The sequence below is a fragment of the Candidatus Omnitrophota bacterium genome, assembly GCA_003598025.1.
In the GTDB taxonomy this organism is placed as follows: domain Bacteria; phylum Omnitrophota; class Gorgyraeia; order Gygaellales; family Profunditerraquicolaceae; genus Profunditerraquicola.
The window spans coordinates 186,402-203,343 of record QZKH01000003.1; the positions used below are offsets into that span (position 1 = coordinate 186,402).

Here is a 16,942-nt window from a genome sequence, read left to right on the forward strand (position 1 = left end):
TTTTAGAGTGTAATTTTCTGTTTCTTCCTAAGCAATAAAATAAAAACAGGCCCGCCGATGACCGATGTAATGACGCCAATAGGAATCTCTACCGGCGCAAGCATTACCCTGCTTATTATATCGGCAATTATTAAAAATATAGCAGATGAAACCGCGCTTACCGGTATCAGCGTCCTGTGGTCTGAACCGAATATGAACCTGATTGCATGCGGTATGATGAGGCCGATAAAGCCGATTATGCCGCAGACGCATACAATGCTTGCAGTCATAATCGATGCTATTATAAATAATATCTTTCTTATTGTGTTTACATTTATTCCGAGATGATGCGCCTCTTCTTCACCAAGGCTTATGGCATTTAGGTCGCGCGCAAGGTATAAAGATATAGCAATACCACAAGATACTATTACTCCGACAATATAAAGCAGTTTGAAATCAAATAGCTGCAGGCTGCCCAAAAGCCACCAGGTTATGCTATGCATACCCTCATTTGTGGAGACAGAAATAAAAAACAGCAGCAGGCTTGAAAAAATAGCACCTGTAATCACCCCGGATAAAAGCAGCCCCTGGGAAGAGATCTTACCGTTGATTTTAGCAAGGTTATAAACAATTAGCATGGTGGTTGCTGCTCCGATAAAAGCGATTAAAGGCAGGAAAATCAGTGATACTCCAAGCAACAATCCTATTATAGCCCCCAGCCCTGCGCCGCTTGATACGCCTAGAACATAAGGCTCAGCCAGCGGGTTTCTTAATATCGCCTGGAATATTAAACCTGACACCGCTAGCCCCGAACCTGCAATAAGCGCAAGTAGTATCCTTGATAACCTTAATTTCAATATTTCAGGATTAGCGAGCAACTGGTTAAAGCCCACTTTGACTGCCCCGTTGGTTAAGCCAAGATAGGCCGCTAATAACAGTAATGACAATAATAGGCCGATAAATATTGATTTTTTATCTTTCATCGTAGAATTTACTATGAAGGAATTCCGCGCCTTCTACCATTCTTGGACCCGGGCGTAAAATCATTTCCGGGGTCATATCCATTATGATATGGTTGTTTTTTACTGCTTTTATATTCTTCCAGCCGATCCTTTTAGAAATATCATATTTAGTATTACTGCCCGCCATATACCCTAATATTATAAAATCAGGGTCACGGTCGATGACAACCTCTGAAGAAAACCTGGAATATGGCTTTGGGGTATCATGAGCGATATTCAAACCTCCCGCAATCCCGATCAGCTCATCAATGATAGAGCCTTTTCCTGCTGTCATTAACGGCTCTCCCCATATCTCAACAAAGACTTTCGGTTTCTTTTCATCAGGGATGTTTTGAGTTTTTTTCCCTATGAAGTCCAGTTTTTCTTTAAGCTTATCTACAAGATTCTTTGCTTCGCTTTGTTTTCCGGTGAGCCTGCCTATCTCTATGACTGAGTTAAACAACTCTTGAAAATTTTCAGGGTCACTGACAAACACTTTGATATCCATTGCCCGTAATTTATTCACCACAGGCGCCTGCTCTAAACCCGTGGCAAAAACAATATCCGGTTTCATGGACACTATCATCTCTATGTTGGGTTCTGAAAAAGTGCCTATCTTCTTAATCTGTTTTGCCTGTTCAGGGTAATCGCACCAAATCGTATTGGCGATAATATTGTTTCCTAAACCAAGGCTGAAGAGTATTTCCGTAGTTGCCGGAGAAAGAGAGATTATCCTTATGCCTTCGGCATTGCAGAATGAAAAAATGAACGACAATATTAATGTTAATAGGCCAAGGCGCTTCATTATATCAGTATTCGATGCCTCTTCTTGCTTTCTTGCCTTTGCTGTAGTAGTGTTTTACTTCGCGGATTTCGCTTACTAAGTCAGCGGCTTTTATTATTTTGGGATGCGCATAGCGGCCGGTAAGGATGATTTCGCAATCTTTGGGCACGTTGTTAATACAGCTTAATACATCGGTAATGCGGATTAGCCCCAGGTTTATGGCGACGTTAATTTCATCCAGTATGATCACATCGTAGCACTTTTTATTTACAGCCTTTTTTACGGCGTCAATCCCCTTTTTTGTAAAATCTATATCTTTCTGCGATGGCTGCCTGCACACAAAACATCTGCTGCCGAATTGCTCAACCTTGATATTTTTGTGTTTCTTTAACGCTTTAATCTCGCTGCAGGCCCTGCCTTTAAGAAATTGACAGAAGTAAACTTTTTTCCCTGCTCCGCTGGCACGTAACGCAAGCCCGAGCGCTGCCGTAGTTTTTCCTTTTCCATTTCCGGTATATACTTGTATCATTTTGTTAAAATTTTATATCCTGATATTCCAAGCGTGCATAATATTGAGACTATTACGCCGGCTATTAAAACCCCGGCGGCAATGGAGATAAAAGCGTATTTAAACCTTATCTTAAATAAAGATGCGGCGATTGCCCCTGTCCATGCCCCTGTCATAGGAAGCGGCACGGCGACAAACAACATGAGGCCGATGGATTCATACTTCTGTATAAGTTCAGACTTCTTTTTTGTCCGCTCAAAGAGCCAGTCAAAGAAATTCTTCCATAACGCAAATTTACGCAATCTTGCCGATACAGGCTCTAATAGCAACAGTAGAGGTATAACAGGCAATAAGTTTCCTATTATAGATATCCAGAACACTTTAATCAGGGGAAGATTAAAAGATAGCCCTAATGGTATAGCTCCCCTTAATTCAGATACCGGCAAAGCCGCTAAAATAAGTACTTTTATTTCATTAGTCATGTTCTTTTAGGACCGCTTATCCTGCTCATCAGGAATGTTATTTCTTTGTTTTTATTTGTGATCTGTGAACTATGAACTCGCCTGCTTTCGGCAGGCGAGAAGTGTTCCCTTAGCAGGAGAAACGATCTTCCTTAATCATCCCGTATTTACCTACCAGGGGGACAAATACGCAAGCGCAAACTTCGGTGGACTTAAGCGCTCCGTAAATTTTCTCAAAAGAAATTAGGGTTTGCCTGAAATTATCCCCAATGGGAATAATGAGCCTTCCGCCTTCTTTAAGTTGTTCACCTAAAGGCAGCGGAACCCGTGGCGCGGCCGCAGTGATTATTATCCTGTCAAAGGGAGCATTCTCAGGCCACCCTAAAGTCCCGTCATCGATCTTTACTTTAATATTATCAATGTTGAGTTTTTTAAATACCTGTGTTGCCCGCTCAGCTAATACACCAATACGCTCAACCGTAAAAACTTCTTTGGCCAGCTGGGAAAGTATAGCCGCTTGATACCCTGAACCTGTCCCGATTTCCAGGATTTTCTCGTCCCCTGCAAGGTCAAGGCAGCTTGTCATAAGCGCTACCATGTAAGGCTGCGATATAGTTTGGTCATTGCCTATAGGCAGCGGCGAATCTGCATATGCGCTGTCTTTAACATCATCGGGCACAAATTCATGCCGCGCCACTTTATAAAAAGCATCGAGCACCCGCTCATTATTTATCCCGCGGTTTATAAGCTGCTCTTCAACCATCCTGGCCCTTAATTTTTCCCAATCCATAACTCTCTCCAGATAAATTTAATAAACCTGACCGTGTCAATAAAAGGGTTAATATTGCTTTTTTCTCCCGAATAAACAGTAGTTACCGGTATTGAGCCGATTTTAAAACCTAAACGCGCCGCCTTTATTATAATCTCCGACTCAGTTTCGTATTTCTTTGTACTAAAAGATATTTTTTCCAACAACCTTTTCTTTATCAGCCTGAAACCGCATTGCGTATCAGGTATTTTCTGCCTTGCTATCAGCGAAAGAAGCCATGACATAAACCTGTTTGTGGCTAATCTGATAAGAGGCATATTCTTCCTGTTGATCAGCCTGTTGCCGATGATCAAGTCGTAGTTATGTTCCAAAGCTTTGACAAAATGTGGAATTTCTTCCGGAAGGTGTTGGCCGTCGCCGTCCATGGTTATCACGGCATCGAAATTGCCGTTTAGGGCATATTCAAACCCTTTAATCAGCGAAGCGCCTTTCCCCTGGTTTACTTCATTGTGCAAGACAGTTACGCCTGCCTGCATTGCCAGCTGGTAGGTATTATCGGTTGAGCCGTCATCTATTACTAACACGCTTATCCCGGGATAGGTTATTCTTTTTAATAGTCTGGCAATAACCTTTTCCTCGTTATATGTAGGTATGATTACACAAATCCTATAAGCGGTCTTCATCTTTCCAGAAGTACCTGAACATATACCACTGCTCGGGGTATTTTCGAATAAATTTCTCGAATAATGATTTATAAATATTGATTATATTTTTTATATCAACTGCGTTATCGCCGGTTGCGGCATACTCAATTGGTTTCTCGATAGTTAAGGTAAAACTGTCATTGGGGTTCCTAACCATAAAACCGGGTATTATTACTGCCCCGGTACGCAGGGAAAGCGCAGCCGGACCTTCGGGTAGGCAAGCCTGTTTATTAAAAAACTCTACAGGTATGCCTTTTCCTGTAAAATCCCTGTCTCCGACAAGAGCAAGCAGGTTATTGCCCCTTAAGGCATTAAGCGATTGCCTGACTGCTTTTTTAAGAGGGATAACCCTCATCCCTTTGCTCTCGCGCTGGAAATTAAAAAAATCATTTACTCTTTTATGCTTATGCTCAAGCGCGACCGCATACAAAGGATAGCCCATAAGCGCAGTAACTACCCCGCCTAATTCCCAGTTCCCTAAATGCGCCGTCAGGACTATTGCCCCCTTTTTTCTCTTAATTGCCTCGTCAAAATTTTCAATATTGATTATTTTTATGTTTTTTTCTATATATTGGCGGTTGAGTTTCGGAAAGCGGAAAAAATCAACAAGGTATTTTGCAAAGTTCCTGAACATTTCTCTGCGTATCACGGAAATTTCCCTGTCAGTTTTATCCGGAAAGATCACCTTCAAATTCCTGGTGACATTTTTTCTGTCTATATTAGCAAAGATATAATGCACATCCGAGACAAATACTGCAAACTTATAAGCGACTTTTAAAGGCAGAAACAGGGCGATGAATTGACCGATGCGGTAAAATATATAATTAAACATTACAAAGGCTTAATATGTGTCTTGCGATATTCATGCTCGACTCAGGTTTAGATATCTTTTTAGCTGCGTTTGCAAGTTCCTTAAGTTTTTCAGGCGATGCAATCAGCTCTTCGACTGCAAGGTTTATTCTGTTTGCTTTATCAATCTTAATAGCTGCTTTATGTTCGGTTAAATAAGCTGTGTTGGAAGCCTCTTGCCCGGGGATGGGATGAACGATTATCATCGGAATATGCTTGGATAAGGCTTCAGCAGTTGTTATGCCCCCGGGTTTTGTTATTAATACATCTGCAATACTCATCAGTTCGTTTATATTGTTTGCGTACCCGAATAAAACGACTTTTTTACGGTATTTGTTAAGTTTTTTCTTTATTGTCCGGTAGAGCTTCTTGTTAGTCCCTGTTACGATAATTTCCTGTATATCTTGATTTACATGTTCAAGAGATGATATTATGCTTTTAACAGGTCCGAGGCCCTGGCCTCCGCCCATAATAAGGGCAGTAAATTTATTGCTCTTAAGCCCGAGTTTGCTAAATACCTGGTCTTTGTTTACAGGCCGGTTGAAATCAGGGTCAAAAGGTATTCCAAAGGGCTTTATTTTTGAATGCGGGACTCCTTTTTGCATAAGGCGTATGGATACCTCTTCGGAAGGCGTTATATAGGTGTTGACGTCGTCATAAACCCAATAAGCATGAGGTATATAATCTGTAAGTACGGCTATAAGAGGTATTGAAGAATGCGTTACCTTTTTATAGTCTGCTACCATGCCGCATGGAAAAGCCTGGGAGCAGACAACCGCATCCGGTTTGAAGCTGTTAAAAAGCTTTTCCAGCTTAGGCGAATTGAACTTATGTATCGACTCTTTTATCCTGGATATGCTTTTTGCAATCTTTTGGTTGTCGTATAAATAACTCCAGATTGCCGGGGTCCTCTTTATTATCGCCATATAAAGGCGGTTAACTACCTTTTCTGATATGGGATTGGTGTAGTTAAAAGCGTTTATATTCAATATTTCAGTTTCCGGCTCAAGCCGTTTTATAGACTTTTCTATAGCCTCTGTCGCGCAGCGGTGCCCTGACACCTCGGAGATATACATCAAGATGATTCTTTTTGCCGGCATTATCAGATTTTTCCTTCCTTATAAAGCTCGGTAAATACAGCGGATATTTGGGGGTGAAATTGCTTGCCTGCCAAGGTCTCAATCTCTTTTACTGCCTCTTCGTTAGTCAGGCCTTCGTGATACGGCCTGTTTGTGGTCATGGCATCAAAAGAATCTGCCACGGAAATAATTGCAGCTATCAAAGGAATTTCTTCTCCTTTTAATCCCTCGGGATATCCGGTACCGTCATAGCGTTCATGATGGTATTTGACTCCCAAAATAGCATCTTCAAGCTCTCTTATCGGGATGAGGATGTTAACACCGACAACAGGATGCGATTTAATGACTTTTCTTTCGTCATCATCCAGAGGACCCTTTTTATTTAAAATAGATTCCGGGATGCCTATTTTACCGATGTCATGCAAGAGGCTTGCAATATGCAGATTTTCAATAAATTTATCATCAATTCTGAAATAGCTTTTTTCCATAAGCTTGCGTGCAATCTCAAGGCAAATACTGCTGACGCGCTCAGTGTGCCCGTGGGTGTAGTGGTCTTTAGCGTCGATTGCTGCGGCAAGCGCAATAGTCGTATGTATAAACAGCCGTTTTTCTCTCTGCAGCTGAAGCTCTAATTCTTTAAAAAGCTGGGCATTCCTGATAGCCATGGCAACATCTGAAGCCAAAGCGCTAAAAAAACTTAGCTCATCGCGGGAGAACTCTTTACCGTCTTTTTTATGGCCAAGCAGCAGGATGCCGAGCAGTTCATCCCTGTAGTAGCTCGGGATACAGGCAACAGCTTCAAATATCTCCATCTGATATAAGGCGCTGTTTAAAAGCTCTTTGCTCGTAAAATCAAGCTCATTGCCCAGGACAGCATCTTTCGCTTCGCTATAAACTAATGAGCCGTTATTGAATATTTTTTTGTCTTCCCTGTTTATAAAAAATTTGATCAACGGATTATCGGAATCAAGGCGGGCAAAGCCTTCCGGTATTTTTATTCCGGCAGGGCCGCGGGAAACGGTTAAAACATAGCTGTCTTTATCTTTAACATGCAGCAAGATCCCCGCATGGCTGACGCTTACTTTTTGGACAAGCATGCGGATGATCAGCTTGAGAAGAAGCTCAGGCTCATGCACAAGGATCATATTCCTTGCTGCTTCTTCCAATTCTCTCTTATAATCTAAAGCCATTTTTATGGGGGTGACTTAGGATAATTCTTTTAAAACAACTTTTTCCAATTCTTCCAGCCTTAGGGGCTTATGGATATAATCAGTTGCGCCAAATTCCTTACATTTATTGAATGATTCTTCTTCGTCAGGCTTTTTGCCGGTTACCATGATTACTTTAGTGGAAGGATTGATTTTTTTTATTTGCTTGAGCGTTTCTATGCCGTCAATGCCTTCCATTTTAATATCGAGCAGGATCAGCTGGGGCGGCGCTTCAGAGACGATTTTTAAAGCCTCTTCACCGCTTGCTGCAATCCCGACGTCAATTTTTCTTTTCTTAAAAAAATTGGCGGCAAATTCCCTTACGTCCAATTCATCATCTACTATTAAAAGCCTTGGCATCTTATCCTCGCTTATTTAAACTTATCCCGGAAACCGAAACAATCTTATCATAACAAATACGCTCAAACAAGTAGAAATAGAATAGTTCATGGTACATAGTTGATTGGTTAAGACTTTTACTCTGCTGTTGCAATTGGTAACTCAAGTATGAAACGCGTTCCGACCTTATAAGAAGATTCAAAAGCAATCCTGCCTTTATGAGTGTCGGTTATAATCTTTTTGATAACATACAAGCCAAGCCCTGTGCCTTTGCGCGATGAAGTTTTTGTAGTAAAAAACGGGGTAAATACCTTCTTAATGTTGTCTTCTTTTACCCCCATGCCGTTATCCTCGATGATCATTTCAAGGAAATCATCCTTAGGCTTAGCGCTTATAGTCAGTCTTCCCCTATAGTTTGGCTCATTCAGGGCAGCTTTGCGTTCGTTCGTGGCATCATAAGCATTATCGATGAAGTTAAAAAATGCTTCCTGAAGCTGTACAAGATTACCTTTTATTTTAGGAGTATCTTTACTGTAGTTACGGATAATGTCAATTTCTGAAAGCTTGATTTTAAACTGTATCATATCAAGCGTAGCATCTAAAATCTGGTCAATGGTCAGCTCACCAAAATTATCTTCTCCCTTACGGGTATATTTAAGCATGCCTTTTACAACTTCGCCTCCCTGCATGACGTTGGCCTGGATCCTTTCAAGGGCATGTCCTACGCTTTTTATCATCTCCCGGACTTCCGGTGTGCAGTTAGCCGTATCTGTTAACTTTATAGTATCAATCGTATCCCCGGCAATAAGGGATAAAGCATAAAACCTGTTGTTTATTTGATGAGAAAGCCCGTCTGCCATGGTTCCGATTGTCGCCATTTTCTCAGCCTGGGCAACCTGTTCCTGCATCTCTTTTGTTTCCTCGTAGAATTGGGCGTTCTCAATAGCCAAAGCAGCCTGGCTAGCCAATACCTGGAAAACATTTAAGTCATCATGAGTGTATATTTCGCCGGACATCTTATCTCCAAGCACGACAAAACCGATAAATTTATCCTCAAGGAAGCTGGGAATGATTACAGTGGCTGTTAAAAGGCGCATATTTTCTTCCAGATGCGCATAGGTAATATCGTTTGTATCAAGCATCTTGCGTTTGATTTCGTCGTATATTAATGGCTGCCTCCTGAAAACTATCCAGTTGACGAGCGGATTATCGGAACTTAATTTTGGAATGGGGATGCGGCCCTTATCTCTGCTTACCTGTAGCATGTATTCATCGCTTTCCTGGTTATAAAGATAAATGGCGGCGTAAGAGATTTTTACGGTTTTAGTTACTATGTGCGTTATCAGGTCAAGGAGCTTTCTTAAGTTTCGGATACGGGTCATGCCAACCGAAGCCTGCTTTAATACATCCTGGTATCTTTTCTGCTCTCTTAAAAGCCTTGCTTCGGCTTTTCTTTCCAAATAAATGTAGATAAACGGCCCGACTGTTGCCAAGCCTGCCATTAAACCTAATGGCGCAATCCACCAGCGCGTACCTAAATTTGTTATCAGCCATGTCCTGAACCAGACTACAAGCGCAAAAGGTAAACCAAGGACTATTGTATAAACAGCGATAAATGTTCCGGTCCTGCTGATAGCAACCCGGATATCCATTAGACGGTATTTGAGAATTGCATATGAGATAATAAGAGGGAAAGTTGTAAATAGTATTAATGGATAAGGTGGGAAATTTATATTAAAAGAAAGCAAAAAAGTGCTACCTCCTCCAGTAAATCCCATAACTGAGGCCAAAAATATATATTTTATTTGATTTGCTTTAAAAGCGGTTGTTTTTTTATATTCCCTCGATAGTAAATTTAATCCGTAAAGAACAATAAGAGAAAAATAGATAGCAAATAAATAATATCCAATGCCAGGCACTATGTAGTATTGGAATATTGATTTTGACGTTAAATCTTTTATATATAGTGGAGTAAAGTTTAGTAAGAAAATTATCGAACTGAGTATTAAGACAATATTAAAAATAAGTTTAATTCTGCTGAGTTTTTGTAACTCAAGAAATACAATTATAAAGCGTAACCATAAAAATGCAACAAGCATGCCAGAGATTTCAACAAACTTAAGAATTATAAAGCTCGCTTGCTTATTATCAGAATTTATGGCTAAAAAATAAAAAACACTCCAAAACGAAGCATTGATACATAGCATTGCCCAGGCATTATTGACAACACTTTTACGGTTTCTTAAATAAACCAGAATACCAATGCCAAAAACAGTAAAGAATCCTAATAAAGTTATTGTGTTAAAATAAAGTTTTGCTATCAATTACTATTTCTCCTACAAAATTGAAGAAAAGGTATAATCATTGGTACGGTCTTTTTGTAGTGCAAATACTCATCACCAAACTTGATAAAAGACAATTTTTCCTCATAAATAGCTCTAATTATATACAATGGCGTATTAATAAATATAATTATAAAAAGCGCGTAAAATGCATTGGCAATCAACGATATGCCTATTAACTCAAAAATAATTCCTAAATAAATCGGATGCCTTATAAAACTATAGGGACCAGTTTTAACACAAGAGTATTTTATTTCAGATTCATCTTCATTTACTAAATGTATCTTCCAATGTTCCCCTAAACTTTTGACAGACCAATATCTGATTACCCCTGCTAAAATAAATACTGAGATTCCGAACATACTAACCGCGAAATACTTAATACCGTTAGTGACAAAAAACTCAGCTATTACAACTAAACATGTAACTAAGTACATAATTGAAGTAACTACCATTGTCCAGTCACCTTTGTACTTATATTTGTTTGTTTCCTTAGTTGTAAAAAAAGTTTCCCATACTCTCTCAAACATAATCAATACTGCAAAAATACTAAAAATTATTCCTCCTCTTGCCTCAGGGTAGAATATATTTAAAACTATTAATAGTACTGGAATTAATAAAAGAGAAAAAGCAATGAAAATAATAATCATAAGTCTTCCAAATATTTAGGCGATCCAATAATCTTTAAAGTATCACGATAATATCTTGTATATAATGGTTTTTTTGATATTTTTAAGTTTTTTAACAATTTTGATAGTTCTTGGTCACCAAGCTTGAATTCAACAGCTTTTGAATCGCCAAAAACTCCAAAAGTTTCCAATTTTATTTTTGATACCTTCATATCTTTAAGAGAATATGTTGTGTGGTACTCATATTTAACTTTTTCTTTTAATGGTTTTTTTATTTTGAACTTTAATATCCACTCATTGTTAGAGTAAGCATCTACTTCAATAAATTTGTCAGTTTTAGCAAAATTTGCCACCGTTAACTGTTTATAATGAGGATAACCTGTAATTATATTGCCATGCTCAATTGCCAAATCAGTACTTTGGGCTACCGAAATAGGGATGAATCCGAATTTTTTTGTCACATATTTTATGGGAAAGGATATAAAAGGAATGTTAAACTTAGTTGCATGGCCAACAATGAGCGAAAAAGTCAATTCAGTAAAGCGGCCGACCGGTGTATCATAAAAATTCAATATTGTAATACACATTAGGCTTCGTCCGGGTAATAGTACAAGTGGTTTTAGCTTTTTTGTACCAATAATTTCAGCAGCTGTTTTTGATGATATTGTAAATAAGGCATTGATAGCTTCGCACTTATATTTAATAGGGATATCAATTAGTAAATCTCTAACTTTTACTTTTTTTTCAACATTTATCTTGAACGAATCCAGATCTACTTTTAAATTTTTCACCTTCAGTCTCCTTTTAAATTGTTTTTTAACTTAATCATTAGATCAATCAAACAATCTATCTGTTCTTTTGTATGTGTTGCTTTGACTGTGAGCCTTAATCTGGCTTTTCCCCAGGGTACTGCTGGCCAGCGCACGCATGGTGCCAAAATTCCGTTTTCAAGTAACTTTTTAGAAAACTCTATTGCTTTTTCTTCTTTTCCTATTAAAACCGGGATGATTTGGGTTTCGCTGTTAAGCGTATCAAACCCTGATTTTGTCAGATTAGTTTTAAGATAGCTGACATTTGACCATAGGTTTTCTCTAAGAGAATGATTATTTTTTGCTTCTTTTACAGCTGCAATCAGGGCAGCAGCGATTGAAGGTGGTATTGGCGCAGAAAAAATATAGGAACGCGCGCTTATTCTTAAATAATCAATCAGGGCTTTTGTGCCGCAAACAAATCCGCCTACACCGCCAAACGATTTAGTGAAAGTCCCCATTGTGATATCAATATCGTTTTCATCAAGCCCAAAATGCTCGGCAGTTCCCCTGCCGTTTTTACCCAAAACTCCGGATGCGTGCGCATCATCTACCATAACAATTGAATTATATTTTTTCGCAAGCTCAACAATTCCCGGCAACGGAGCGATGTCACCGTCCATGCTGAATACACCGTCAGTAACGATCATTTTCCGTATTTTTTTTAATTTCTTAAGTTTTCCTTCGAGGTCCTTCATGTCCTTATGTTTATATACAACGATTTGGGCATGGCTTAGCCTGCAGCCGTCAATTATACTTGCGTGGTTTAATTCATCGCTTAAGATTATTCTTTTCCCCTGGAAAGGAGCTGGTATCAGCCTGCCTGCTATCTTATGAAGGCCGCTTACAGCATCCATTACTGCAGGAATTGTTCCGGTATTTGCCATATAACCGGTAGAAAAAGTTATTGCGGATTTGCTATTCTTAAAATCTGCTATTGCCTTTTCAAGCTCTACCTGGATATCGGTATTCCCGGAAACAAGCCGCGAACCACCGGAGCCAACTCCGTATTTGTCAATTGCTTCCTTTGCTGCCTTTTTTAGAAGCTCGCTATTGGCCAGGCCTAAATAATCATTTGAGCAGAAAATCAGCACTTTTTTACCGTTAGCGACAACTTCTAATGATGTTGGTGAGCCGGATATTAAACTGATATCAGGGTAAAGCCCAAAATCACGGATATTTTTAAGTATGTTTTCTATATTCTCCATTTATAAATTATATTACCGGCGCTTCCGGCAGCCAGGTCTCAAAGCCGTATTTAGCAGCTATATTGGCTATTTCTTCAAGGTTGTCAGGGTTGATATTATCACCTAAAGAATAATTATTGAATCTTGATTCTTTTGCCAGCAAAAGCGTTTCGGCAAAAGGCGCGTTCACGACATTTCTAGGCAGGCATTTATTAATAAAAATATCTGCCTCGAAAGGCAGCTTAATCAATCCCGTCCTTATAATAGTGATGTCATTTCTTAATTTTTTGTTATTAACCATGCAAAACGGCGCAGAGGCATCAAAGATTATACAGCCGGGTTTTGGAATATCAAGATTAATGATTGTGCTTAATGGCGCGTTGCCGATAGCAACGATTACATCAGACGCAGAGGTTAATTCGGAAAGGTTATCTTCTATATTTACGGTAAGCCCGCCATATTGGGAAGCAAGTTCTGTTTTCAGCCTGATGACAGATTCAATCTCGGTATCGTTAAGCGTTATGTCAGAAGTAAAATCAATTATTTTTTTTGTAAAAAGCTTACCTACTGCCGTACCTGCCCCGACTACAGAAAACTTCATTTTAGCAAGGTCAATCCCCCTGCTCTTGACAGTCCTGTAAACAGATTCAACAATCGACCATGCGAGCAAAGTATTGCCCGTTGTCATCGGCATGCGTACTTTTTTTAACAAAGTAACTGCGCTGGTAGACTCGACAAGGTTGTATCTCTCCAGGCCGATCATTTCTATATCTAAGTTCTTAGAAATATCTTCATCGGAAAGGATAGAATTTAAAATCAAGGCTTCTCCCTGAAGGAGAAGGTCTTTAGGCGGTGTGGACGGGATAACCAGGTAGCTGAGGATATCCTGTGAACCAAAAATTATCCTTTTGGGCTTGAGAATTTTGTAAATCGGTGTCTTTTTTAATGCAGGGTTGAATAAATCCCAAAACCAGCCTTTTTTAAGGTATTTTATTGTCCGGGGATGGATAATAAACGCAAATGACCTCATTTCATCTCCAAAGCAATATCCTGCTTTTAGATTTTTTCTTTATGTTTGCCTTAATCCTGCTTATCTCAATGTCAGATATCGGTTTCTCCTTGCTTGTGAGGCTGTCAATTTCAAATCCGTGTTTTGCCCCAAGCCTCAAAATTTCTTTGACCTTAAAAGCATCAAAATCTTTTCCCAGGGAATAATCCTCGAATTTCTTCTCCAGCGCCAAAATCATCGGTTCGGCCATGCATGGATAACACAATCCTTCGGGAAGGCCAAAATCAAAATTGAATTTTACGTCTCCGGGAGGCTTAACTGTTACTCCGTCAATAACCAGCACGTCGTTGCGAATGCTCGGAAGGATGCGCCGCGGGTAAGAAGCATCAAAGATAAGGCTGCCCGGCTCAACCTTGCTTATATCAAATTCTGCAGGTATGCGGTTAGTCGCAACAATTATAATTTTAGTTTTATTTAAAATGGAGTTTATGTCAAATTTACTATGTATTTTTGCTCTTTTTTCTTTGGGGATGCCGGCTAGTGCAATATTTAATTTATCTACATTGTGCGCGCTGACATAAGTCCCGCGCACGAAATGGGAAAGTATATCAAGGCAGTACTTTCCGACGCTTGAAGTCCCTCCCAGGATCAGGATGTAAGTATCATCTAGGGGGATATCCATTAAATCAGCGCCTCTTAATATTGCTTCGGGTATAGTAGAAAGAGTATAATTGGAGCCGGTTGTCATCGGGCAAGGAATGATCTTTTTTAAATCCGCTCCTTTATTGCCGCTGAATGCCGCATAAGCAGTCAACCCTATCAATTTAGGCGAAATCGAACTTGCAAATTTAAGTGTGTTAATGACTGCCTTCATCACTTTTGTAGGGCTTAAGGAAACCATCTGTTCCATAAGCAGCGGGCACATTACGAGTGCGCCTTTTGCTGTCCTGCCTAAATCTGAATATAACCCTCTGATTTCGGAAGCCTTAAAAGGCTGCATCCATTCCAACACCTTTTTTACTAATGGCCGAGGTTTATTTTTCATCCCCGGCTCATATTTATATAACAGCTCTTCGTTAGTCGGATGGATTATGAGGGTGTAGTCATACATTTGAGTTCTCCGCCTTATTCTTAATAGCCAGCACCATACCGGTGAGCCCCCGCTCAGCTTTTTTCTTAAGGACTGAACCAACATACTCTTCCAGGATGGGTATTCCCCAGTCAAAATCAGCTTTTAAGGTCAGTTTGCTGCCGTCATGCCATTCCTTTACGTGCCAAATCCCCTGATAGCTTTGGTAGTAACCCTCGACCATATTAAATTTAATTATTCCTGCAGGTTCATCTATATTGTCTTCTTCCTTCCAGTTTACCGGAGCGCCTTCAATCTCAGTTTCCCATGAAGTAATAAATTTGGTATCGGATAGAGATTTAATGACCTTAAGGTTTTTAACGTCACGCATAAAAGAAGGGTATGATTCCATATCCCTAAGTATTTCAAATACTTTTTCTTTCGGTTTCTTTATTACGCAAGATGCTTCAATAGTTACCATATTTTTTATATAAGACTTTTTTCTGCGCGTTCTTCCTCTGTTTTGCGCCTGTCTTTTTTTCCGCTTTCATGATATTCCAGTTTATCCTTAATCCACTTTTCTATGTACTTTTTGTGGAACCGCCAGTCAGCGCCGATTTTGAACGCCGGTATCCTGCCGTCTCGAGCATAACGATGCACAGTCAGTGGATGCAAGTTCAAATAATCTGCAACTTCTTTTGCTGTAAGGATTTCCTTATCTTTTTTTGCCATATTACCACCTCTTTTAGCATATTTTATGTAACTATATGTATACAGGCAAAATCTAAAGTTGTCAAGACATATCCAACCGCAATGGACCGTTTCCTTCCAACCCTCTATCCCGCTAGGTGTTATAAAGGAAGTGTCCTGCTTTCTTTAGCCTTTATTCGGTGAATTTATCTAAGCAAATCAAGCCTTCTAAAGGATTTGTTTTACTATGATAGAAATGATAGCTGCTCCATAGATAATCATTGGGGCTAACAACGATCCCTGCCCTTACAGGATTATTATGGATGTATTCAATGCAGGAAAGTATATAATCGTAGCCAGTAATGACGTTACTTTTAAATCTGCCTTGCCAAACATGTCCCGTATAGCCGTATTTTTCACGGAATTTAAAGCTGTAGGAAAGTTCAATTGCATGCATTATTTTTGAAATGTTTATATTGCAAGAGGGCTCTATAATTAGATGCGGATGCGTGTCCATCAAAACAAGCGAATATACCTTAAACCCAAATCTTTCTTTAAATTTGGATAACGTTTTTAGGAAAATTATTTTATCTTCATCTGTACGCAAAACATATTGACGGTTATTTCCCCTAATACAAATGTGGTATATTGCTGATGTAAAATATATGCGCTTATGTTGTGTCATATTGCCTCCTTCCACATTAGTAGACGAAGGAAACATGATATTCTAACTGAATAAGAATGCTTTAGGGGGACACTTCCTTTGTAACACCTAGCGGGATAGAGGGTTGGAAGGAAACGGTCCTATTTGAGGAGTTTAAGCAGGCAAAGCGGGTATTCGCCTTCTGTAGCATCGAAAGTTTCAGCTTTTTGACGGCTGCATTCAGCCCAATCTCCGCTTTCATCAATCATAAAGTAAGCATCTTTAACTATTTTTAAGGGCTTGATAAGCTCTTCTACAAGTTTTGAATCATATATCCTGGCATATGGCCGTATAATCTTAGCTTTACCAAAAGGGATCGTTAATATAATTGTGCCCTGGTTTTTTAGTATCCTGACCATTTCAGCCAGAGCCTTCTTATCAGCCTGCAGGTCTTCTTTCTCTCCGTGCCTTCCAGAAATACCGATATGCTCAAGAGTAGAGATTGCCGTTATTGCATCAAAAAAATTGTCCTGGAAACTGGTTTTTATCACGCTTTCTTTAACAAAATTAAAATTCTTGAAACTTATCTTATTTGTTATCGCATACTCCCTTATATCCAGTCCGTAAGTTTGATATCCAAAACCCGCCAGTAAAAGCGGGAAAAAGCTGCCGGCGCAGCCTACATCAAGAATTTTAGCAGGGGTCGAAGGAAGATTTTCAGTGGCAAAGCTGTATTCTATATACCTATCGGTAGGCCTTAAAGGCTGTTTGGCAAAATATTCAGGGAAGATTTTCTGTATTACTGCAATCCCGGACTTACTTATAACTTCATAAGCCTTTTCTTTTATTGTCTTTTTTTCTTTTGTTTTTGACATTATTTTTC

20 protein-coding genes are annotated in these 16,942 nt (G+C 39.4%); all 20 read right to left on the minus strand.

The features are described from left to right. Positions 1–2 precede the first annotated feature (2 nt). The 20 genes from C4533_03325 to C4533_03420 all read right to left on the minus strand — a co-directional run bounded on the left by C4533_03325 (position 3) and on the right by C4533_03420 (position 16,934). On the minus strand, positions 3–962 hold the full coding sequence (locus C4533_03325) for an iron ABC transporter permease (protein ID RJP28835.1): 960 nt from the start codon (positions 960–962) through the stop codon (positions 3–5). Then, entirely contained in the window at positions 952–1,785 is an 834-nt protein-coding gene (locus tag C4533_03330) for a cobalamin-binding protein (GenBank protein RJP28836.1), read from the minus strand. Before C4533_03330 ends, C4533_03325 begins: the two co-directional genes overlap by 11 nt. A 4-nt stretch (positions 1,786–1,789) precedes the next feature. Beyond that, entirely contained in the window at positions 1,790–2,293 is a 504-nt protein-coding gene (locus C4533_03335; protein RJP28837.1) for a cob(I)yrinic acid a,c-diamide adenosyltransferase, read from the minus strand. Continuing rightward, on the minus strand, positions 2,290–2,754 hold the full coding sequence (locus tag C4533_03340) for a ligand-binding protein SH3 (GenBank protein ID RJP28838.1): 465 nt from the start codon (positions 2,752–2,754) through the stop codon (positions 2,290–2,292). The genes C4533_03335 and C4533_03340 overlap by 4 nt, the downstream gene beginning before the upstream one ends. Before the next feature lie 109 nt (positions 2,755–2,863). Next, positions 2,864–3,523, minus strand: a complete 660-nt coding sequence (locus C4533_03345) for a protein-L-isoaspartate(D-aspartate) O-methyltransferase (GenBank protein RJP28839.1) — start codon at positions 3,521–3,523, stop codon at positions 2,864–2,866. Then, positions 3,505–4,185, minus strand: coding sequence for a glycosyltransferase family 2 protein (locus tag C4533_03350; protein RJP28840.1), 681 nt, complete (start codon positions 4,183–4,185; stop codon positions 3,505–3,507). The genes C4533_03345 and C4533_03350 overlap by 19 nt, the downstream gene beginning before the upstream one ends. After that, positions 4,169–5,038: a hypothetical protein gene (locus C4533_03355; protein ID RJP28841.1), complete on the minus strand. Its 870-nt coding sequence runs from the start codon at positions 5,036–5,038 to the stop codon at positions 4,169–4,171. Before C4533_03355 ends, C4533_03350 begins: the two co-directional genes overlap by 17 nt. Beyond that, positions 5,031–6,155, minus strand: coding sequence for a hypothetical protein (locus tag C4533_03360; GenBank protein RJP28842.1), 1,125 nt, complete (start codon positions 6,153–6,155; stop codon positions 5,031–5,033). Before C4533_03360 ends, C4533_03355 begins: the two co-directional genes overlap by 8 nt. A gap of 2 nt (positions 6,156–6,157) precedes the next feature. Then, entirely contained in the window at positions 6,158–7,324 is a 1,167-nt protein-coding gene (locus C4533_03365; GenBank protein ID RJP28843.1) for an HD domain-containing protein, read from the minus strand. A gap of 15 nt (positions 7,325–7,339) precedes the next feature. Continuing rightward, entirely contained in the window at positions 7,340–7,702 is a 363-nt protein-coding gene (locus C4533_03370) for a response regulator (GenBank protein RJP28844.1), read from the minus strand. Positions 7,703–7,818: 116 nt separating this feature from the next. Continuing rightward, positions 7,819–10,005 carry a GAF domain-containing protein gene (locus C4533_03375; protein ID RJP28845.1) on the minus strand — a complete coding sequence of 729 codons (2,187 nt, stop codon included), beginning with the start codon at positions 10,003–10,005 and terminating at the stop codon, positions 7,819–7,821. Then, the gene (locus C4533_03380; protein ID RJP28846.1) at positions 10,002–10,673 is read right to left on the minus strand and encodes an isoprenylcysteine carboxylmethyltransferase family protein; all 672 of its coding nucleotides are present in this window, start codon (positions 10,671–10,673) and stop codon (positions 10,002–10,004) included. The genes C4533_03375 and C4533_03380 overlap by 4 nt, the downstream gene beginning before the upstream one ends. Then, positions 10,670–11,443, minus strand: a complete 774-nt coding sequence (locus C4533_03385) for a hypothetical protein (protein RJP28847.1) — start codon at positions 11,441–11,443, stop codon at positions 10,670–10,672. The genes C4533_03380 and C4533_03385 overlap by 4 nt, the downstream gene beginning before the upstream one ends. 2 nt (positions 11,444–11,445) lie before the next feature. After that, positions 11,446–12,669, minus strand: a complete 1,224-nt coding sequence (gene bioF, locus C4533_03390; protein RJP28848.1) for an 8-amino-7-oxononanoate synthase — start codon at positions 12,667–12,669, stop codon at positions 11,446–11,448. Between the two features lie 7 nt (positions 12,670–12,676). Continuing rightward, the gene (locus tag C4533_03395) at positions 12,677–13,678 is read right to left on the minus strand and encodes a hypothetical protein (protein RJP28849.1); all 1,002 of its coding nucleotides are present in this window, start codon (positions 13,676–13,678) and stop codon (positions 12,677–12,679) included. A gap of 1 nt (position 13,679) precedes the next feature. Beyond that, positions 13,680–14,768 (minus strand): hypothetical protein, encoded by a 1,089-nt coding sequence (locus C4533_03400; protein ID RJP28850.1) that lies wholly within the window; start codon positions 14,766–14,768, stop codon positions 13,680–13,682. Then, on the minus strand, positions 14,761–15,207 hold the full coding sequence (locus tag C4533_03405; GenBank protein RJP28851.1) for a hypothetical protein: 447 nt from the start codon (positions 15,205–15,207) through the stop codon (positions 14,761–14,763). The genes C4533_03400 and C4533_03405 overlap by 8 nt, the downstream gene beginning before the upstream one ends. A gap of 5 nt (positions 15,208–15,212) precedes the next feature. After that, positions 15,213–15,458, minus strand: a complete 246-nt coding sequence (locus C4533_03410; GenBank protein RJP28852.1) for a DNA-binding protein — start codon at positions 15,456–15,458, stop codon at positions 15,213–15,215. Positions 15,459–15,609: 151 nt separating this feature from the next. Then, complete coding sequence (locus C4533_03415; protein ID RJP28853.1) at positions 15,610–16,137, minus strand: hypothetical protein; 528 nt, start codon at positions 16,135–16,137, stop codon at positions 15,610–15,612. 83 nt (positions 16,138–16,220) lie between these two features. Next, positions 16,221–16,934 (minus strand): class I SAM-dependent methyltransferase, encoded by a 714-nt coding sequence (locus tag C4533_03420; protein ID RJP28854.1) that lies wholly within the window; start codon positions 16,932–16,934, stop codon positions 16,221–16,223. Between the last annotated feature and the right edge of the window lie 8 nt (positions 16,935–16,942).

Excerpts from the sequence above, each read along its gene's own strand:
- C4533_03360 (RJP28842.1), bottom strand. The coding sequence starts at position 6,155 with ATGCCGGCAAAAAGAATCATCTTGATGTATATCTCCGAGGTGTCAGGG.
- C4533_03345 (RJP28839.1), bottom strand. The coding sequence starts at position 3,523 with ATGGATTGGGAAAAATTAAGGGCCAGGATGGTTGAAGAGCAGCTTATA.
- C4533_03370 (RJP28844.1), bottom strand. The coding sequence starts at position 7,702 with ATGCCAAGGCTTTTAATAGTAGATGATGAATTGGACGTAAGGGAATTT.
- C4533_03325 (RJP28835.1), bottom strand. The coding sequence starts at position 962 with ATGAAAGATAAAAAATCAATATTTATCGGCCTATTATTGTCATTACTG.
- C4533_03415 (RJP28853.1), bottom strand. The coding sequence starts at position 16,137 with ATGTTTCCTTCGTCTACTAATGTGGAAGGAGGCAATATGACACAACAT.
- C4533_03350 (RJP28840.1), bottom strand. The coding sequence starts at position 4,185 with ATGAAGACCGCTTATAGGATTTGTGTAATCATACCTACATATAACGAG.
- C4533_03400 (RJP28850.1), bottom strand. The coding sequence starts at position 14,768 with ATGTATGACTACACCCTCATAATCCATCCGACTAACGAAGAGCTGTTA.
- C4533_03330 (RJP28836.1), bottom strand. The coding sequence starts at position 1,785 with ATGAAGCGCCTTGGCCTATTAACATTAATATTGTCGTTCATTTTTTCA.
- C4533_03380 (RJP28846.1), bottom strand. The coding sequence starts at position 10,673 with ATGATTATTATTTTCATTGCTTTTTCTCTTTTATTAATTCCAGTACTA.
- C4533_03355 (RJP28841.1), bottom strand. The coding sequence starts at position 5,038 with ATGTTTAATTATATATTTTACCGCATCGGTCAATTCATCGCCCTGTTT.
- C4533_03405 (RJP28851.1), bottom strand. The coding sequence starts at position 15,207 with ATGGTAACTATTGAAGCATCTTGCGTAATAAAGAAACCGAAAGAAAAA.
- bioF (RJP28848.1), bottom strand. The coding sequence starts at position 12,669 with ATGGAGAATATAGAAAACATACTTAAAAATATCCGTGATTTTGGGCTT.
- C4533_03365 (RJP28843.1), bottom strand. The coding sequence starts at position 7,324 with ATGGCTTTAGATTATAAGAGAGAATTGGAAGAAGCAGCAAGGAATATG.
- C4533_03335 (RJP28837.1), bottom strand. The coding sequence starts at position 2,293 with ATGATACAAGTATATACCGGAAATGGAAAAGGAAAAACTACGGCAGCG.
- C4533_03420 (RJP28854.1), bottom strand. The coding sequence starts at position 16,934 with ATGTCAAAAACAAAAGAAAAAAAGACAATAAAAGAAAAGGCTTATGAA.
- C4533_03410 (RJP28852.1), bottom strand. The coding sequence starts at position 15,458 with ATGGCAAAAAAAGATAAGGAAATCCTTACAGCAAAAGAAGTTGCAGAT.
- C4533_03395 (RJP28849.1), bottom strand. The coding sequence starts at position 13,678 with ATGAGGTCATTTGCGTTTATTATCCATCCCCGGACAATAAAATACCTT.
- C4533_03340 (RJP28838.1), bottom strand. The coding sequence starts at position 2,754 with ATGACTAATGAAATAAAAGTACTTATTTTAGCGGCTTTGCCGGTATCT.